The sequence below is a fragment of the Arthrobacter sp. StoSoilB5 genome, assembly GCF_019977235.1.
GTDB lineage: Bacteria > Actinomycetota > Actinomycetes > Actinomycetales > Micrococcaceae > Arthrobacter.
Genome location: NZ_AP024646.1, coordinates 2033050 through 2051371, shown reverse-complemented (window position 1 = coordinate 2051371; position 18322 = coordinate 2033050). Strand labels below are relative to the sequence as shown.

16 protein-coding genes are annotated in these 18322 nt (G+C 58.9%); 1 reads left to right on the top strand and 15 read right to left on the bottom strand.

Annotation, left to right across the window (positions count from 1 at the left end; genetic code table 11):
- Positions 1-3: 3 nt before the first annotated feature.
- The 8 genes from LDN75_RS09350 to LDN75_RS09315 all read right to left on the bottom strand — a co-directional run bounded on the left by LDN75_RS09350 (position 4) and on the right by LDN75_RS09315 (position 8264).
- Positions 4-291 carry a hypothetical protein gene (locus LDN75_RS09350; protein ID WP_157372120.1) on the bottom strand — a complete coding sequence of 96 codons (288 nt, stop codon included), beginning with the start codon at positions 289-291 and terminating at the stop codon, positions 4-6.
- A 213-nt stretch (positions 292-504) separates the two neighbouring features.
- Entirely contained in the window at positions 505-1818 is a 1314-nt protein-coding gene (locus tag LDN75_RS09345; RefSeq protein ID WP_223937017.1) for a hypothetical protein, read from the bottom strand.
- Positions 1819-1991: 173 nt separating this feature from the next.
- The gene (istB, locus tag LDN75_RS09340; protein ID WP_223937016.1) at positions 1992-2780 is read right to left on the bottom strand and encodes an IS21-like element helper ATPase IstB; all 789 of its coding nucleotides are present in this window, start codon (positions 2778-2780) and stop codon (positions 1992-1994) included.
- Positions 2780-3997 carry an IS21 family transposase gene (gene istA, locus LDN75_RS09335; RefSeq protein WP_223937015.1) on the bottom strand — a complete coding sequence of 406 codons (1218 nt, stop codon included), beginning with the start codon at positions 3995-3997 and terminating at the stop codon, positions 2780-2782. The genes istB and istA overlap by 1 nt, the downstream gene beginning before the upstream one ends.
- A 33-nt stretch (positions 3998-4030) precedes the next feature.
- On the bottom strand, positions 4031-5320 hold the full coding sequence (locus tag LDN75_RS09330; RefSeq protein WP_223937014.1) for an AAA family ATPase: 1290 nt from the start codon (positions 5318-5320) through the stop codon (positions 4031-4033).
- 161 nt (positions 5321-5481) lie between these two features.
- On the bottom strand, positions 5482-6513 hold the full coding sequence (locus LDN75_RS09325) for a C40 family peptidase (protein WP_223937013.1): 1032 nt from the start codon (positions 6511-6513) through the stop codon (positions 5482-5484).
- Positions 6514-6590: 77 nt separating this feature from the next.
- Positions 6591-7313: a hypothetical protein gene (locus LDN75_RS09320; protein WP_223937012.1), complete on the bottom strand. Its 723-nt coding sequence runs from the start codon at positions 7311-7313 to the stop codon at positions 6591-6593.
- Between the two features lie 54 nt (positions 7314-7367).
- Complete coding sequence (locus LDN75_RS09315; protein WP_223937011.1) at positions 7368-8264, bottom strand: sigma factor; 897 nt, start codon at positions 8262-8264, stop codon at positions 7368-7370.
- Positions 8265-8448: 184 nt separating this feature from the next.
- Here LDN75_RS09315 and LDN75_RS09310 point away from each other — a divergent pair, with 184 nt between their 5' ends.
- A complete protein-coding gene (locus LDN75_RS09310) occupies positions 8449-8772 on the top strand; it encodes a helix-turn-helix transcriptional regulator (protein WP_091466822.1) in 324 nt (107 codons plus the stop codon).
- Here LDN75_RS09310 and LDN75_RS09305 read toward each other — a convergent pair.
- The 7 genes from LDN75_RS09305 to LDN75_RS09270 form a co-directional block, all read right to left on the bottom strand.
- Positions 8726-9232: a hypothetical protein gene (locus LDN75_RS09305; protein WP_223937010.1), complete on the bottom strand. Its 507-nt coding sequence runs from the start codon at positions 9230-9232 to the stop codon at positions 8726-8728. The two genes, LDN75_RS09310 and LDN75_RS09305, sit on opposite strands and share 47 nt — an antisense overlap.
- A gap of 437 nt (positions 9233-9669) precedes the next feature.
- Complete coding sequence (locus LDN75_RS09295) at positions 9670-10488, bottom strand: alpha/beta fold hydrolase (protein WP_223937008.1); 819 nt, start codon at positions 10486-10488, stop codon at positions 9670-9672.
- Between the two features lie 376 nt (positions 10489-10864).
- Positions 10865-11323, bottom strand: a complete 459-nt coding sequence (locus tag LDN75_RS09290) for a hypothetical protein (RefSeq protein ID WP_223937007.1) — start codon at positions 11321-11323, stop codon at positions 10865-10867.
- On the bottom strand, positions 11320-12336 hold the full coding sequence (locus tag LDN75_RS09285) for an MAB_1171c family putative transporter (protein ID WP_223937006.1): 1017 nt from the start codon (positions 12334-12336) through the stop codon (positions 11320-11322). Before LDN75_RS09285 ends, LDN75_RS09290 begins: the two co-directional genes overlap by 4 nt.
- A complete protein-coding gene (locus LDN75_RS09280) occupies positions 12333-12755 on the bottom strand; it encodes a hypothetical protein (protein ID WP_223937005.1) in 423 nt (140 codons plus the stop codon). The genes LDN75_RS09285 and LDN75_RS09280 overlap by 4 nt, the downstream gene beginning before the upstream one ends.
- 380 nt (positions 12756-13135) lie before the next feature.
- Positions 13136-15991, bottom strand: coding sequence for a tetratricopeptide repeat protein (locus LDN75_RS09275; RefSeq protein ID WP_223937004.1), 2856 nt, complete (start codon positions 15989-15991; stop codon positions 13136-13138).
- 771 nt (positions 15992-16762) lie between these two features.
- Positions 16763-18031: an ATP-binding protein gene (locus LDN75_RS09270; protein WP_223937003.1), complete on the bottom strand. Its 1269-nt coding sequence runs from the start codon at positions 18029-18031 to the stop codon at positions 16763-16765.
- Positions 18032-18322: the final 291 nt, after the last annotated feature.

The following is an 18322-nucleotide window of genomic DNA, read 5'->3' as shown; positions in this document are numbered from 1 at the left end:
GTCTCAGAAGCCGAGCGGGAACGCCGTCTGCGACCAGAGGATGTAGCCGTTGATGCCGCCGAGGATCGCGGCGACCGGGCCTGTCCAGAGCAGGATCACTCCTCCGCCGGACGCGAGCCGCGATGATTGGCTCAGCTTGCCGGCCAGGAGCATTGCCGCTCCAATGATCGCCACGATGGCGATGACGATGAAGGCTCCGACGAGGATGCCCCCGCCGATCTGCTTCAACGACTCAAGAAAGGGGAAATTCGCGTTTGGTGTGATCCCAGGATCCACCGCTGCCAGAAACATCTGGTGCTCCATCCGGTCGTCGTCCAATGGAATGAGCTGATTGGGCTCACGACTTCATGGATGTTGAGGGATGGAACGACATGACGTGGCGACAAACACCGTTCTGGGGGACCCCAGAGACAAGGTCGATGAATGTACAGTTCCCCCAAGAACGGCTAGCCCGGCTGATGCGGCTCGCTCAGGTCTTCAGCCGACAGCACGGTGAGAATCGACCTACGCAGCAACGTCCGCGCTTATCAGCGAACACTCCGGGCAGGTCTGAAACTCCTTCGCCCAGCGACACGATGCTGTCCATTCGTCAGTGTGGCTTACAGCGTTCGGCTCCAAGAAGTGGGCCAATCGACGGAGCTGAGATGCGTAGTCCTTAATCTGCACCACGCTGGGATAGACGAAGTCCGCGTGGCTGGCTTCGTCCAGTAAATACTCTTTCCTTCGATCGATTGAATCAAGCAACCGAGCCATTGGCTGTTGGGCACTACGATGCCGCGGCGAGCCGCACTCACTGTGGATTTGCTCGATTTCTCTTACTACTCTGGCCACGTCGTCAAATGCGGCACCGGCGCCCCTCTTGTCTATGACGTCGTGAGCCGCCATGTACCCCAGACCTAGCGGTCCAAGGACGAGATGGATGTCTTTGACAATCATCTCGAGCGCCTGCCGAAGTTGGTTGCCCGCTGCGCTTCGCAGCCATAGCCTGTTTCCCTCGTCTGGGTGCTGCGACAACAGAGTCTCGACGCGTTCGAGATACTGACGGGCTGATCGGGGTACTACAACAGCTTGGGGTGGGACGACACTGTTATTCACTTCGATAACCAATTGCGAAGTTGTTGGCCAGCGGTGGCCATGGTGGCGCCAGAGCTCGCGAACAAACTGATCATCGTGAGTCAGTACAACAACCTGCCTTCCGTTACCAGCGTCATTCGAGAGCAGTCGAGCGATTCCATCTCCAGCCAGTTTGTCGCGGGTTAAGTGATCCAACATGTCGGTAGGATCATCGATAACGACCGGCTGGCCTGGTGATTCGCGCTCTAGGGTTGCCAGATGAGCCGCCAAACCGAGCATGTCCAGTTGCGAGTCGGAAAGCCGTCCAATGGCCTTCACCTTCCCAGTTCCGGATACAAACAAGTCCAAGGCGGTTCGGCCAGAGGTAGCTCTCGTTGATACACGAACTCCGGGCGTTCCGTCCGGTGCGAGACGGACCATCCACTCGTTGATAGGTTTGGCCAGCAGGCTGCACCGATCGCCGATTGTTTTGTCCAGATGCGTTTTGAGGGCCGCTGCGGCGGCTTTGTAGGCAGCCGCATGTGCCTTCGACCGCCTAGTTTCCACGACTTTCTGAGCTATCCGTTGGGCGTTTAGGATGCGCCATTTAGCTTCTAGGGCGGGCGACCGTTCCGATGACGCCACAAGCTCCTGCCGAGCTTCGACTCGTAACTCCTCGCAGCGCATCGCCAAAGCTTCGAGCGTTTGCCGCCACTCCCCCAAATCATTCAACGATCTGAGTAACGAACGCATATCTTCGACCATCAAAGAGCTCTTGGCTTTGGCTTTTCCTTCCACCAGACTTTGGGCCGCGGCGCTCCAACGAATGGACCTCTCATAAAGTTCGATGTAGGAAGACTGAAATGCGCGACCTTTTGTCAGCGCTGGTCGAAAAGTGAGCCGTTTCGTGGGTTGAAAACTGAGCCACGTTGACGTGGTTATTCTCCCGTATTTTCCGGTCTTGTCGAGGGCAGTGAGTCCGTTTGTGTGTGTTTGAGCCGGTAACTGGAGCCTTTGAGGGTGATGACCTCGGCGTGGTGAACGATTCTGTCGATCATGGCCGAGGCCACGACCTGGTCTCCGAATACATCACCCCAGCGGGCGAAGGGCAGGTTCGAGGTCAGGATCAGAGATGCGTGTTCGTAGCGTGAGGAAACGAGTTGGAAGAACAGGTTCGCGGCGTCTTGTTCGAACGGGATGTAACCGACCTCGTCCACGATGATCAGCCCGTAACGACGCAGCCGGACGAGTTCCTGCGGCAACCTCCCATTCTGGTGCGCGGTTTGGAGCCGGGCGACCCAGTCGATAGCGGTAGCGAACAAGACCCGGTGGCCCAGTTGCGCGGCGCGTAGTCCCAGCCCGGTCGCGAGGTGGGTTTTGCCGGTGCCGGGCGGGCCGAGCAGGACGATGTTGGAGGCCTCGGTCAGGAACGCCCCGGTGGCCAGATGGGCGATGGTGTCGCGTTTAAGGCCGGGCTGGTGGTCGAAACTGAAGTCCTCCAACGATTTGCGGGCCGGGAACCCGGCGGCCCTGGTACGGGCTTCGGCGCCGGAGGCTTCGCGGGCGGCGACTTCCCGGGAAAGGACCGCGGCGAGGTATTCCTCATGGGTCCAGCCGGCCTCTCGTGCCTGCTCAGCGAGACGGGTGGCGGCTTCCCGGATCCGGGGTGCTTTCATGGCCCGAGAGTAGTACTCGATCTGGCCGACTGTTTCCTTGGTCGCAGGCATCACGCGACCTGCCCGTCATCAAGGTCGATCCCGAACGCGCGGTCGTAGTCAGCAAGGTCTCGCAGCTCTGCTGTGTCCGGAGCGGGTGCGGGGTTTTGGAAGGCCTTGCGCAGGGTCCGGGCGGCGTCGACGTGGTCCGGGTCGGTGATCGTCAAGCCGGTGCCCCAGGACCGGGCGTGATCACCTACGGTTCTGCCGTCCAGGCGGATGCGGATCGTGTCCAGGTCGGCGGTGATCTCGACGAACCTGCCGGTGGCCTGAGGGTGGACGGAGTAGTCATTCGATACCACCCGGACGTAGTAATCCCGTGGGAGTCTGATCCGGGCAGCGAACCCGGTCACTGGCGGGACCGGAGGCAGGGCCAACATCGCCGCCTTGTCCGCAGCGAGCAGGTCCGTGGGCCGGGCCCCGGTCCGTCGGACCAGCCGGGCGTTGGCTTTAGGCAGCCACTGGCCGAGCTGGGCGTTGAAGTCCTCGGGCGAGGCGAAGGACCGACCTGGCAGGAATGATGTTTCGAGGAACCCGTTGGCCCGTTCCACCACTCCCTTGGATTCCGGGTCGTAGGGCTTGACCTGCACGATCTTCGTCGCGAGGACTCCGGCGAACGCCGCGACCCCGGCCGCGAAGCTGTTCCGGCGACCGATGCCTGTCTCGTTATCCCAGATCAGCCGCCGCGGAACAGCGCCCAACCCACCAAGGAGTTCCCACATGCCCGCGAGCAGATCCCCGGTCGTGCGGGAGGGAATCATCCGCGCCATGATGAACCGCGAATACGAAGACACCATCACCAGCACCGGCAGGACTTTCGGCTTCCCGGACCCGACCGGGATCCGCGCCTCCGGGAACCACAAGTCGCACTGGGCCTGCTCGCCCGGCTCGTAACTGATCCGATCCGCGGGATCCGGTGGTGCATACTCCGGCCGGATCCTGGCCACATTTTCCCTGAACCAGGCCGGTGACCCGGTCCAGCCCACCCGCTCCGCCACTACCGTGGCCGGCATCCGCGGATTCTCTTTCAACAACGCCCGGATAGCCGGCTCGACTGCCTTGAGCCCGGAATCCTGCGGCGCGCGCACATACACCGGCGGCCCTTCGGCGCTGACGGCCTTGGCCACCGTATTCCTCGAGATACCCAGCCTTGCGGCTATCGATCTCATCGACTCACCCTCGGCAAGATGCAACCGCCGAATAAGCGCCCAGTCCTCCACAGTGATCACCCACCCAATCGTTTGGAACGAGTGGCTCAGTTTTCAACCGTCACAATGGCTCAATTTTCGACCGTCACCGACACCTTTCTCGGAAGCGGCAGGCTCATCCAACATCTGAGGTGAGACTAGAGGGATGGACCAGCGCAAACCTTCGATTGGTAACGCATCCAGCAGGGCCGTTGCCCTCGAATGAACGGCTTTTTGAGCAGCTTGGTATCGCCGGAGTTCAGTTACATCGTGCAGCAGGCTTTCAAGGTGGCTTAGCCGTTCTGAGCTGACCGTTCCGTCCTCACAAGCAGGGCACAACTTGTTCGGCTCTGCGGTGGCAAGAAATGCTTGGAACAGGTCCACTAATTGGGTACCGATGACGGCCCTAGTGGCCTGGGGAGGCGGCTCCACCAAGTCCTCAGAGCTTTTGATTATTTCTTCCAAAGCGAAGGTTGGGGGAACCTTCGGAAGCGGTGACACCGTCCGGCCCAGAGTCACGTCCCAAGGACCTTCCGCTGGAGCGTTGCCGTCCGGCTCCGAGTCGAGCACCGATTGGGCATCTTGCACTATGAGAGCCTCAAGAAACGATTCCGATGCGTCGCCAGGTGTTGCCGCCATCAGACGAACTACATCGTGTTCGAACTCTTGTGGCAGTACCGGTGCTAGCTCAAGCCTCTTAGCCTCATCGCTGAGCCGATTCTGGGCAATTGTCCACTCCTCTATAATTGCGCTAAGCCCAAGGGCATCTCCCAATCGAGATGCTCGGTCCGGGCCCTTGAGAGCAATAACTTCGCGAAGCCTCCTGCGGGCAATCAGGTGCACGGGCGGCGCGTTTTCCGCGGCTTTGCCCCAAGTTCGCGACCACTCCGAGTTGATCGTCGCCGTTCCTCTCGCAATTCTCCAGACGGCGCTGACTTTGGCGTCTGGTGCGCATGGTTCACCATCTAGAGTTGCATGCTGAACGTGAAGGTCGTCCCTCATTTCTGACTCTAACTGAGGATATTGCGCCGCCCGGGTTGTCCGCCCAGTTGAAAGCAGTTCGATGGCGTCGACGAGGCTGGTCTTTCCCGAGCCATTCTGGGCATAGATTATTGTGAGTCCCCGAGATAACTCAAAGATCTCCTGTTGACCGAAGGCTCGCACACCCTGGACACTGATTTTCTCAAGCCACCCACGAAATGTGTCTGCCGCTTCAACCGAGGGGGCCTGGGCAACGCCCATGACCACCTTCCGAATCGCTTCCTTATCTGTCGGCTCCAAGACCTCAACGGCCGACATGATTTTAGTGGCAATGTCGCTACCCGACCTCAACAATGATCTCCCCGATATAGTTGTTTGTTCCACTATCGCGCACGGCCACAGCTTTTTCGCGACGCCACTCGGCAAGCGCATATTTGATGTGATAACAAGACGGAGACTCATTGTCTTTGCGGGCCCGTCTGGCTGGGAACTCGGAGCACCATAGGCAGCAACTTCGTGAGAAGTATGGCAACACACCGTATCCGCTAAGTCAGATCAAAGTAGGCCGTACCTGGATTCCAGTCGATTGGGTGCAGCAACGTCCCTACAGACGGATTGAGGGCGCTGTACATCATTCCGTTGCCTGCGTAAATCCCGACGTGTCCCCAGTTGTAGGGCCCTTGAGGGTTCTGAACTACCAGGTCGCCAATTTGAGGGCTATCCGTCATCTGGCCGACTCGCCACTGCTCGACTCGAGGCAGCTCAATTCCGACCTGCCTGTAGATCCATTGCACAAAGCCCGAACAATCCCAAGCTCTGAACGCCGTGCCACCCCAGACGTAAGCCCCTCCCACACCCATCTTTGTGAAGCGAAGAATGTCCTGACGGGTCTGACTCAGGCTTTCAGCTTGGACAACGTCTGGGCCGGCAGCCGGGGCGTCCTTACATACTGGAGTCGGCACGATCCCATCAAGAGCATCCACAATAGCCGACGCTTGTGGTTCCCACCGGGCGTATAGTTCAGGGAACGCCGAGACCTGCACAGCCTGCGCAGCCTGCCCCTTGCTCAGCGTGGCCCACCCAGGGACATCGAGCAACCCACGAGGGCTTCCATGATTCGGCCCCGACGGTCCTCCATAGAAGGCTCGGGCGTTGTAGGTGATGTCCATCAACTCCTGGACGCTCCCCCATCCCGCGGCCGGCCGTTGCTGAGCCGAGCCCACGGAATCGTGGTCGCTACCAACGCCATCGTGCGGATAGTTGAAAGACTCGGGCACATTGCTATTGGCCAGCATCCGCAGGCTCGACTCCTGTAGCGACATCATGATGGCGATCACCAGCGCCTCGCGGGGCAGGCCAAGCCCCTTACCGGCCGAGACGTAACCCTTGGCGACGTTCATCTGGGCCGGTGCCAGCCCGGCGACTCCGATGCCAGCGGCCAAGTTCAAGTCATCGGGACCATCAACCAGTCCATCACGCGAGCCACCGCCGGAGATGCAGACGACTCCCGCCGTCGGACGATCCTCAACCAAGACAACCGCCACCGCACTTGCAACAACAACTAATGCAAGCGCCACAACTGCCGCCAACGCTGCCACTAACCTGAACGAGGTGCGGCGTCGCACGAGAACAACGGCGAGTCCGGGATGAGGCATCAGTACACGATCCGGTCGGAGGACGCGTAGAACGCGACCATCACGCAACGGTCAGCAGGTGCTGTCGGCGCCGGAGGACAGTTCACCATGACACTGACCGGAACAGAGTACGAGTTGGTACTGGCCAATGTGTGGTCGTCGACGCGAAGCCGCACCGTGCAGACGTGAAGCCCTTGCCACGGAGCAGGTCGTTCACGCACCTTGATCAGCTGCCCGTCGCACATCATCGACTCGGATTTCGCTTCGCGGAAGGCACCTTCACCGGACAACGTCGCGAAGGATCCAGCATTGACGCCTGTGGCCTCGAACTCTTGAACCAGAACGGCCCATGGATTGGAACCATCTGGAAGAAGAACCCAGAGATCGCGAACCCGGCCGTAGACTTCGGAATACGACGAGGTTCGCGTGTCCCATGTGTAAATGGCTTCCGCAGCCCCTGAAGCGACGGCGCGGAAATCTGTTGGTTTCGGCGCGACGGGTACCGCTTTCGGACTTACCTGCGGCGTCTTTTTCGTGGGGGTTGTTGGAATCGTGGCAGAAGCACTCGGTGCCGGTGCCGGAGCCGAAGCCGCAGATCCGGTCGCTGGCGCAACTTTGATGGCAGGCGCAGCCGGCGGCCAAGCGAGCAGTAGAACCAACGATCCAGGGATCATGAGCACGGTCAGCCCGAGCATCCACTGACGTAGGCGCCGGCGAGATGTGCCAGCGCTGCGAGTTCTCATGGTCGCGCTCCCTAAAGTCAGCTGACGGTATCGGCGGCGCAAGGCCGCCAACAGTCAAACGAAATTGGCGGACCGGCGCACCACGCGCCATGCCGTCTGGTACAGCCGCCGCGCCGTGCCTATCTGCACAGCCACGTATCGATCAGTGACTCCGAGGTCCGCCGCAATCCGAGCAATCGCCTCTTGGCGTTCTGCCCCGTGAAGCTCCGGAAGAACAATGCCTTCGGCAACGGCGCGCAGTAGAGCACTCGGAAGGCACTCAACCGCGCGCTGACACAGCCAACCGATATCGCGAACACTTCCGGGTGCCACGTCGAGTGCTTGGCTGACCGTCTTTGCGGTCTGCCGGACCGCAGTAACGGCATTCCAGCGGCGACGGTCCTGCGGCGTCGGAAGCGCATACTGACGCGGGGCGGAGAGACTGTCCACCGCCATCCGCCAAGTCGGATCGGACACAGCCTCCCGAGTCAGCCGCAGCACCATCAGCGCCCATTCGTGGTCGATGACTGCCTGAGTTTCCTGATTGTCCTGGGCGATGAGAAGTGCGGACAAATGCCCCCACGATCCAGAAACCTCTTCGCCGGTTGGATCGAGCAACAAAGGCAACGCCTTGTGGTTGAGCTCGCGTCGGACATGAGCCGCACAGATGTTCGATGCCACGCCCTGAACCCAGGCTTCAAAGGGGATTCCCGGGAGCTGGCGGTAATGGCCCTTTGCAACGCCATCCCAGACAGCTACGCGGACGTCCTGCAGCACATCGTCTACATCGCACGAACGGCCAATGTGTGACAAATGCGAGACGACGTAGCGCCTGACCCCTTCGACCGCTCCCATTATTTGGTCGACAGACACGGACAAAGTCGGCGACGGTGGACTTAGGAGGGAGATGTCCACGGTCCCTGGCCGCGACTGAAGTTGTTTGGCGTGATCCGCCTCGTTGTTCAGGCTCATGGCCCTCACCGCTTCAAATAGCTACTTTTCTGTACGCCCGCCGCGCCGCGGCTGCGTTCGATGTGGCCGGATCAACAACGCGACCACGAACTCAAAGCTTCTAACAATTATTGTCAAAGATAATTAAAGTATCGTCAAGACTCCAGTTCTTACATTTTCCATGTTGTTCAGCAAGAATGGAGCCATGCCACGGATCACGCAGCCTCACGACGACGCCTGGTCGCCTGACGTTGAAGACGCCGTGGCGACGTTCGGGAACCGCTCCCGCAATGAGATTCTGAGATTCCTAACGGCAAATGGTCCTGCGTCCAGGGGGGACATCGTCGCAGCAGTCAGCGCCGGCGAGCCGAGCGTCGCAAAACACCTCATCGCACTTGAACAGGTCGGTGCCATTGAAGTCGATGTGGAAGCCGGACGGCGCCATGGCCGCTCTCCTCGCTATTCAGCGAATCCTGCCCGCATCAAGGAGTTACTGGACGCCCATCTTCGGTATGTCCTGGAGGAATAGCTGCGGCCCGCTCGCCATTCGGGTGCAAGTCGATGTCCTTGTTCAGAAACTCGGAGATTGCGCGCAGCGTTTCTGGCGAGACGTCTCCGAGCGTCCTGGCGGCGAATGTCTTCACCCGGGCTGCCCTCAGAGACTTCACAAACTCCAGCTGCGAGTCGATGCGTTCTGGAATATCGCCTTCGACTCCGTTCAGCAGATAGGAGGGATCTACGTCGAACATCTCGCAGATAGCGGCGAGCAGCTCCGGGTCACTAACCAGGCGCCCTGTCCCGTCCTTCATATAGAACCATCTGGCTCTGGAGATCTGGACTCCTCGAGCTCGGAGGCCGGCCTCAATCTCCCTGAAAGTGACGGGCGAACCCCTCTCGGCCACAACGACATCGAGCAGCAGGTTGAGTCGGCGGGCGAGGGCGGCCTGCGGCGACAACCCGCCGTCGCGGCTAGCGTCTTTTGCCGGCATGCTCCACCTTTCGACTGCTTCGTTGGATTAGAAATGCTGCTGCGTTGCCATCAGTATTCCGCGAGCGCCGTGGCTAGACAATCAACTGCGCATTGAATCTGTTCCGCTACCTACATGAGGCGTATCCTGTAGCTGTAGACCCGTCTACAGCAAGCATCCTCCACAATCCTGAGCCGTGGTTTGAATGTCGACATCCATCTTGATGAACCGAACACGGAGCCAGATCCTCCGCTTCCTGATTAGAAGCGGGCCATCGTCCCCTGGCGTCTTGGCTTCAGTACTTCAAGCTTCTCGAGCAACTGTCCGGCACCATCTTCTCGTCCTTGAATCGGCCGGTTACGTTCATGCTTTGGCTGACGAGCGTTACACCGCCCACGCCTCGCGCGTCGAGTGCCAGCTCATCGACCTGGCGGCCCAGTACTCAGTGCAAATGCCTCCTACGACTGTGCCGCCGCTTGCTCAGGACTAGCGACGGCCAACTGGAGACCATGGAACCACTCCTCGACCGATCGCTCCCACTTTGCGGGGTCGACATTCCACTCCAGAGAGTGGCCCTCAGCGTCAAACTCCACCAATCTGACTAAGTCCGGCCTCAGACTGGCAGCTTTCTTGGATGCTTCGAAGGGTGTTGTATCGTCCTTCTCTCCATGGAGTACGAGGATCGGCTTTTTCAGTTCCGTTGCTCGCGTCAGCCAGTCCAGAGAATCGAGACAGATGGGTTCAGCAAGGCCGGTCACCCATCGGAGGGTCTTGGATCGAAGAATGCTGAAGCCCAAATGCACGAGCGGCCGAGGCAGCCCTGCAGACTTGGCATTCGCAGCCAGAGTGGTTCGCCAGTCGAAGACAGGCGCGTCGAGAACCATCCCGGCTACTCGTGACGAACTCTGCGATAGGGCCGTTGCTTGAAGGGCGATGGCCGCGCCAAGTGACCATCCAAAAAGGACGATGCTTTCAGCGCCATTGGAAATGGCGTACTTGATGGCGGCCTCGACGTCGCGCCACTCGCCTTGGCCGAGGCTATAGCGGCCATCGTACGACGGCGGGGCGTCGCCGTCGTTGCGGAATGAGACTACCAGCGACGTCAGTCCCAGGCGCCTTGCGACCGGTATGCCGCGAAGAGTGCCAGCCCTTTTGCCACCCATTCCGTGGATGTGGATGGCCCAGACACCGGATGCTTCGACCCTGGCGGGCGGATCGAACCTCCACGCAGGGGCGACGCCGTTGTCGACTGTGATCTCAAGGTCTTCGTGCTGCACACCAAGTTGCTCAGGTTTCGAGTAAACGTACCCACTCCAAATCCCAGTGCTGGCCAGTTTGAGGTCTCCAGAGTCCACGCGCTCCACCGCCCGGGTTACTGTGTTCCGGTCGGGGTTCGATTCAACGACGGGCCCTAGACATGCATGGCCTCTTCCTTGGTCAAACCAAAAGCTGTACCGTCCCGGCGCTCTCGTTTGTTCCGTTGCGGAAAGTTCGATTTCAAGAGATCCGTCACCATTGGTGTGCACTGCCCGAACGTCCAAACCCTCACGGCGGCTGTATTTTGGCACCACGACTTGACGAGCGAAATACGCTGCTCCGGCGGCGCCTGCAAGCAAAGCCCCGGATGCAGCAAGAACTCCAACCTCTAGAGCCCTACGACTGGTTGCTATCGGCATCGTCCACCCCCTGGGCCGTCTTGCGTTCGTCGATCACTTGGCGGAGCCTCACCAGGGTTTCCGGAGAGATCCCCTGCAACTGACGAGCGGCGAAGTTCCGCACACGTGACTCACGCAGGGTCCGAAGAAGCTCCAGCTGAGCGTCTACCAGCTCTGGTATCTCCCCGGCATCATCCAAGAGGTAGTTACGGTCGACGCCGAAGAACTCGGCAAGATTACGGAGCAGCAGAGGATCATTTGCCAGCGAGCTATCCCCGCTGCGCATGTAGGCCCAGCGGGAGCGGGAAAGTGGCGTTCCGCGCTGACTCATGTGCTGATTGATCTGCGGGTACGTCAATGCCTCCGATCCCTCGGCCTCATAAAGGTCAAGAAGAAGGTTGAGCTTTCGCGCCAATCTGGTCTGAGGAGATTCATAGGAACTGGCATCATCCGTCATATCGCCTGTTCCCGCTTCCGTCTACGAACTGGAACTCGGCGCACGAAAGGTCCCGCCAGATAGTTCTCAGCAGCGTTCAAGACATTGAGGTCATGGATGTCCAAGGAGCTGCCCAAACTGGGCTCGACTAAGAGGGCGTCCTGTACTTCAACAAGCATTCGATGGAGCCTTTGAGCCCGGTCCTGTTGGTTGATCGTTTCGGTGTCTCGCACGAGCCGAACATCTTGCCGCTTCTTTGTTGTCTTTTCCCAGATTTTCGTGAGGCCGCTAACCAACTCCTGCTCGGTCACGGATTCCCTATGGCGGAGAACTCGACGCGCCACGGGCGGGATGGCGAGACCTACGCACAGGAAGGTCATGGCGGAAACGATCGCCGCATCATAAATCGGCGACACCGCGCGCATAGCATCCAGGCGTCCTTGCAAATGCAGAACATCCATGACCAGTACAAGCAATACGAGGAGAACCGCGAAGCTACAGCCAACCCCGATGAACGTAAATGCCGTGCGGAAATAGGGCTTCAACATGTCGCCGCGAAATCGAAAACACGTAACACCGGTAACGCTAACCACGTAGCCGATGTATACGAACTGGATGGATGAGTAGAAGGCAGCAGACCACTGGTCACCGTAATCCACCATGAAACGAGTGGAACTGCCCTGGGTGACGATGGCACTGAAGCTGGCTGCAAGGCCCATGATCACCACGGCCAAGAGAACCATGCCAGCACCGTCTCGTTTCTCGACCCTTCCGTCGGGCGTTGCCGCCCTGATGATCGCTCTCGAAAGAAAGTAAATCCCGACGACCATAGAGATATTGGCCAGCAGGTCAACGAAGTTGCGACCACCCAGGTACGCATCGATGCCTGGATAGACCTGGTCGATGTTCAGCGTCAGTGCGACTGAAATCGTGATCGCGGCCGTCAGCACGCTGTGATCGCGTCGTTTCCTGATTCCGGGCAGGAGGCAAACGACGAGGAGCCAAATCAAGACCGCAGCAACTATCTGAATCATCCGAAGACCCTCTCGAACGATCTTGGCTCCCGTGCACTGTTCCTGATTGCGGCTGCGAACAGATCCGCGAGCGATTCCGCGGCGGCTTCCAAGTCATCAGTGAAGCTGCTCCGAGCAAGTACGCGTGAGACAAGTCCCACGGGAAGGTTCGGGAACAGGACTTCAATGTAGTCGGCAGGGACGACCAATTCGTCGTGCCTCAAGACCATGTGCCCGAGTTCGTGCAGGACGAACTGCTGCCGATGAAGTCCAGACGGACTGACTGCGTGCAAGATAATCTCGACGTCCTCGGTGGACAGCCATAGGCCGCAAACCGACCCACCATTCAGAGCCCCGGCAGCTTCGATCTGGATGGGGCGATGTCGTAAACCTTCAACCACGCTGACCAGACGTTCCAGGTTCACGTGAGTTGGAAGCACTAAGGAATCGAAGGCACTCGCCGCACGTTCCGCAGGCGATTGTCCAGAGGGATATGGACTGTTGTTCATAGCATCCCCAGTGATGCGTTCAACCTTGGTTCGTTGGCGACTTGCTGCACAAGCCCTCGCGAACCCTCAAAATCAATTGAACGCCTGCACTCTGGACATGTCCAGAGAGCTTTGCATTGCAACTGTCACTTTCCGTGTCGACCGCCACATATACGCCCGACCTTGCTGCAGCGAGGCATGGTGAAGGTAGCGACTTAGCGGAGCTCGCCGGTGGGTTGTTTACCGCGGTCGTGGACTTCGATATGTTCCAAGCAGTGCATCACTATGACGCTTATTCCGAGGCTCACGGATCTGGCAAGCCAGTATCCGTATCAGTTGGTCAGAATGATTCGACTCGCCAACGACCGGTCGTCCGAGTTTGTGAGCTGCACAAAGCCCCGTACGTATCCCGAAGCGATGCCCGGCCCCGCTTTCTCTGCGATGCCTTGGTAGTGACTTGTTAGTGCGGCTTCAAATGGGTCTGCGACTTCGGCTGAGCTAGTGGCCGCTCTGATTCCTGCTAGCACGAATGGCAGTTGTGTGGCTCTTAGCCAAGGCTGGTCGAGAAGCCTTTGAAGGAACAGCACCAAGTTCGAGTAAGCGTCCTTACCGCCAATCCGGATAAGCCACCACGACACGGCCTCGACCCACCGCTGTACCGAGTCGGGTTCATTTGCAGATCGGGTCAGAGCTTCAATTACGAAACTGACCTGGCTCTCGGGGCTTTTTGTTGGGGCCGCCCACATGATGAAACTGGCGCTGCCTCTTGCAAGCCAACCATCGAGTGCTACGGCTGCTTCTAACCAGTCACGACGAAACCCTGAGCCAACGTAGTGACGGCTGATCAGGATGCCCTGAAGAGCGGTCGCCAAGTCGTCTCCGATGATTTTGTCTAGTCGCATTGCCTCGATCAGGGCTGAGGTTCCGAACGAAGCAACTCCCATGGCGGTCGCCAGCTGCCGAATCTTCGCGTCGTCGCACCACAGGGACCTGCGGGGCTCATCCAACGCAAGATCGAGAGATGTTAGCCAAACGAAGACTCTCTCTTCGACCTGGATCCTCGGGATATTGCTTCCCGCTGATCGTTCCTGGGTTAATACATCTTGAAAGCGTGCGTGTATCTTCCGAGCTTGCTCGAATCGCCGCTCGGCTTCCTGCTCCGTTATCGTGTGGACCCGTGCAGTCCCCTCGGTGGACTTTCCAACAGACATTGTTGAACGCGCAGACAGGTTCTCGACGGCTTGGACCGTCGCAAGAAACTGCTCCAAGGGCACGTGGCTCCCCCTAATATGTCCGAGTAACTGATTTCCTACTTCAGTATCAAAGAAGCTGACAGACTTAAGCGCTGTGACGTCAACAACCACATCGCAATCTCGGGCAGCCCTTGCTGCGGCCACTTCGTCGTCAAAAGCGGCTGCGTCGCCAGCAAAGACGACCCCGTTCCAGCTAGCGAGAAGTTCAACGTAATTGAGGTGGTGAACAGAGGCGAACACGCCAAATGGGAAGGTACCTTGCTCAACCTGGCGGTCCACATCGGATGTGTCCGGCCTATCCGCTACGAGGCGATCAAGCGTTGCCATAGGATTCTCAAGATCGACCTGCTGAGGAACAAAGACATCTTCTAAGGACGGCAGCAACTCCGCGAGCCGGTGCCTAATCTGTTCAGAGACCGGTTCAGGCAATTCCGCGGAAGAAAAAAGCAATGACTTCGTTGCGGCGATGCGTACAGGTTTACTGTCATTGAAGGCATCAAGAACTTCGAAAAGCTCGTTGATGGATTCACCGGCCTCCTGATTTCGTCGCCACAGTTCTATGCGCAGGACCGCTTCCCGTTCATTGCGCGGCGAGGGCCGCCCGCCGAATTGTGCGTATGTCTGCCATGCCTCATCAATCTGCCCCAATTGGACTTGGCATTCTACAAGCGCCCAGACAGCAGCCGAACTGCTCGGATTCCGGCTCATCAGGTCCGCTGCGGCGTCAGCTGCTTCACCCCAGCGCCCCTCTTCCGAGAGAATTTCGATGAGGTTTGCGTAGACCGCCTCGTGTTTGCCCCAATGAGGCCGCGCAACTTGGAGGGCATTTCGCGCGCTGTCTACTGCTGCGTTTCGGTCGCCGGCTCTCCGGTATGCGTTCGAGGCGATGTGCCAGAACTCTGCATCCGACCATTGCTTTGCCGCGGCGGCTGCCGCACTTGCAGCTTGAGCGAACTCGGATCTCAATTCGAAGTATCTGTGGAGAGCGAAGGCAAGCGTGCGCCGTTTCCTAGCTTTGGCCCGCAAGGCTTCGAACTGGCCCGGAACTTCGCGAAAGGCCTCGGCGACCAACCTAAGATCGCTGGTGACGTCAGGGTTGCCAGCGGACAACGCGTCCAAGCGTCGAGGCATGACTCCGTGCATGGCAATCTGGAATCCGATACGGAACTGCTCGGATCCAGTCGTGGCCAGGTCGCCGGCTTTCGACCAAAGGTCCAGAGCAGCTTGCCGGTCCATCCGGTGTTCGGCCATCAACGCTTCGGCTTCTAAGCGTGCCAGCGAGTCTCCGGTTTCTGCGAGGAGTTTCCGGACTTCTTCATCTGGTCGGGTGTCCGCGGCCAAGACTAGGGCAAGTCTGCGGACCTGAGAGTTTGTGGCTTCCGAGTCCGTAGCTTCGCCGGTAGGTGGCGGCTGGGACAAGCTCCAGGCGCGTCGGCTGTTCCCGAGAGCTTGTGCTGCCTGCATGGCCGTGGCCACGGCGCGATAGGACGGTCCCCTCCAAATGCGTATCGCGTTACGAACTTCCAAGGCCATCTCAAAACTTGATTCAAGGTCTGCGAAGTGAAGTGCGGAATCTCGGTTGGAGCCTCGTTGCAGGAGATAGTCTGCCGCTAATTGGGCTGGCCCTGTTTGCAGATCTTCCCGAAGGGCCCGGCGTGCAAGCCGCACTGCTCCATCAATGTCATCGCTGGCTGCCAACAATTGGCAGCGGATCGAGGTCTTCAAGGCGAGCTCGGAGGCCTCGTCAGTATCCCAATTGTCCAGGACTTGGAGCGCATTTTTTGCAGAATCATCAATTGCCGCAATTATCGAGTCGGCCAGAGGGTGTCCCTTGTGTCGCTTCATCCTTTCGCTCTGGGCGCCAGGCGATGGCGTGTCTTCCAAGAGTTCGCGACGAATCCTCCAATAATCCGCAGGTGTGGCGCCTTGTTCCAAGCCTTCGTCGATCAGTGCGATAGCCTCGCCGTCTAATCCGTAGTCCGATGCCAGGTCCGCCATCCACATCAATGCACCGGCACTCATCTGGCCTAACCATGCAGGGCGGTTCCGATGCCAATCCTGCATGGCCCTTATTGGATCCTTCGCGGCCGTAAACTCATGTACGAACCTGTGCACTGCGGGCCAACTGGCCGCCAAGACTCTGGCCTGCTTGGCACGCAAGGGTGCAAGGAACCGAAGGTCTGCTTCAAAGGTTGCGGGCGGCAAGACGTAGGCTGCTTTGATCTCTGCACGGGTCGCAGCGTTTTGAACCTCAATGGCTTCATTCGTCGACAATCCGTGAGTGTAGGCAGACAGGAGTAGTTCAACGAACTCCTTCGCCTGAAAGTCGGTAACTGGCCAGCCGGCACCAAACGGCTGCGTTCGCAGGCCTCCGGCCAAAGCCTCAATTCGCTCGGGATCTGCACTCCTCAACGCGGAAAGGGGTTCTCCAGTACTGAGATACTGCCGGAATGCCCAGTAAGGAGGCACCGGAAGTCGCATCCCCTTTGCTCTCCTCCTTACATGCCACGCCACCACCCACGAAATCGATATACGCTGCCAGGCCCCCATGGCCAGCTTTCCGAATATTGGACCAGCAGCCTTGGCCGCGATCCCCACAGCCCATTCAGCAGCCATTTCCCCTCCTTCTCCGAAAGTATCCAATGCACGCCGGCACCAAACTGCAGAATCCCGGCAGCTAGAAGCCTCGAGGGCGTCAGCGAATTGCTACCGAATGGCTTTATTGACGGCTTGTCCGGTTCGGAGAATGTGGGGGTACCGGATTCCTGCCTGGTTGATGACGTCCAAGCCGTGCTCCAGTAGCGAATCGGCCAGAGCTGCGAACGAGCCCGAGAGGAACAACTCGGACTCAACGGGGCGGAAGCGACGCATTCCAAGGTCCGCCGCCAAAAAACTCCCTGGCATTTGAGGGTCTTGTGGTCTCACGTACACGATGTTGGGTTGCTCCCATGCCAACCCTGTTCGAAGAGCGTAATCCGCCTGAATTCCGAACTTTGTGGCGGTTGCGCGCATCATGCTGGCAAAGTCGCCAAGGAATGCTTCGATACGAGTGGCACCTACGTGGTGCAGTGCGTCCTCCCACCCTCTTTCCAGGCCCCCAACTTGGAGGGCTGCGGTCAACGACCCGTCAAAGTGGACCTCCATCCGGGCCTGCTTCCTACCCGATTGAAGTGCATTGGTAGAGGGATACGACCAAGTCCACCTTCTCAGCCCGGGCCGAGGTACCAAGTCCACGAGGTTGTCCAACAGTCCATATCCCGTCTCTCTGAGAACTCGCGCCGTGCGGGATCCGAGGCCAGCCACCTCCTGCGCTTCACCTGCAACAATCCTCAGGACGCGGGTCATTGGCATAATTGGGCGGGCGACGGCGACAACCCAGACGTTGTTACGTAGATCGAGATCCTCAACGGTGTCTGCATACAGTTCATTGAGTTTCTTGGTACGGAACTCTCGGCCGGCAAACCGGCTCTCGTAGGCGGCTTCAATCTGCCGTTCGTTCATCCATATCGTGCTAGCGTCATTTCTGACGGGCGCCCCAAAGTAGTGGTTCCTCAATACAAGGTGCGGAGCGTCGACACTTCCTGGAATCGAAACGGCGACCACAGTTCCAAGGCCGACAGGGTCAATAATTGAATGGAACTTCAGCCCGACGACGGGTGGATGGACTTTGCTGAAGGCCACCCTCTGCATCTCCAAACGATCTTGCTCGGACATATCCACAGGCACAATTTCCCGTGCCGTACCTCTGCCCCTGGTCTCCGCCAGTCCAAAAATTAGGAGCCCACCTCCACCGTTGGCCTGGGCGGCGATATCCTTCGCGAACTCGTCCTGCCATTGCGCATTGACGAATGGGAGCGTCTGCTTGAAGTCCAAGTCTGCGGTCTCCGATATCTCTAACTCGATGGCCTTTTCCAGCATGTCCCAAGAAAGGTCACCGGAGGCCTGGCCAAGTTCGCGGTGCAGAGGAGTAAACATGAGGCCACTTTAGTCCCAGCGCCGACCCGCAATGAGCAGGCGGCCGCTGCACGCCGACAACGTGTGTCATGTCCTTTTGCAGGAAAAGACCCATGGAGGAGCAAACCGGCAACGACCACAAGCGAGATGACATGGACTTGGAATTCTTCGAACCTGCTGAGGCCGCAGCCCTTATGCGCTGCAGTGAGGGGTGGCTCCGTGACGGCGCTGCATCGGGCAGATTCCCACACGCATGTTGGGGCAAGGGAAAGATCGTATTTACTTCTGAGCACATCGCGGAGATCGCCAGGA

Coding starts and splice junctions, on each gene's coding strand:
- LDN75_RS09350 (WP_157372120.1), bottom strand. CDS start 291: ATGTTTCTGGCAGCGGTGGATCCTGGGATCACACCAAACGCGAATTTC.
- LDN75_RS09345 (WP_223937017.1), bottom strand. CDS start 1,818: ATGGTCGAAGATATGCGTTCGTTACTCAGATCGTTGAATGATTTGGGG.
- istB (WP_223937016.1), bottom strand. CDS start 2,780: ATGCCTGCGACCAAGGAAACAGTCGGCCAGATCGAGTACTACTCTCGG.
- LDN75_RS09320 (WP_223937012.1), bottom strand. CDS start 7,313: ATGAGAACTCGCAGCGCTGGCACATCTCGCCGGCGCCTACGTCAGTGG.
- LDN75_RS09315 (WP_223937011.1), bottom strand. CDS start 8,264: ATGAGCCTGAACAACGAGGCGGATCACGCCAAACAACTTCAGTCGCGG.
- LDN75_RS09310 (WP_091466822.1), top strand. CDS start 8,449: ATGCCACGGATCACGCAGCCTCACGACGACGCCTGGTCGCCTGACGTT.
- LDN75_RS09305 (WP_223937010.1), bottom strand. CDS start 9,232: ATGCCGGCAAAAGACGCTAGCCGCGACGGCGGGTTGTCGCCGCAGGCC.
- LDN75_RS09290 (WP_223937007.1), bottom strand. CDS start 11,323: ATGACGGATGATGCCAGTTCCTATGAATCTCCTCAGACCAGATTGGCG.
- LDN75_RS09285 (WP_223937006.1), bottom strand. CDS start 12,336: ATGATTCAGATAGTTGCTGCGGTCTTGATTTGGCTCCTCGTCGTTTGC.
- LDN75_RS09270 (WP_223937003.1), bottom strand. CDS start 18,031: ATGTTTACTCCTCTGCACCGCGAACTTGGCCAGGCCTCCGGTGACCTT.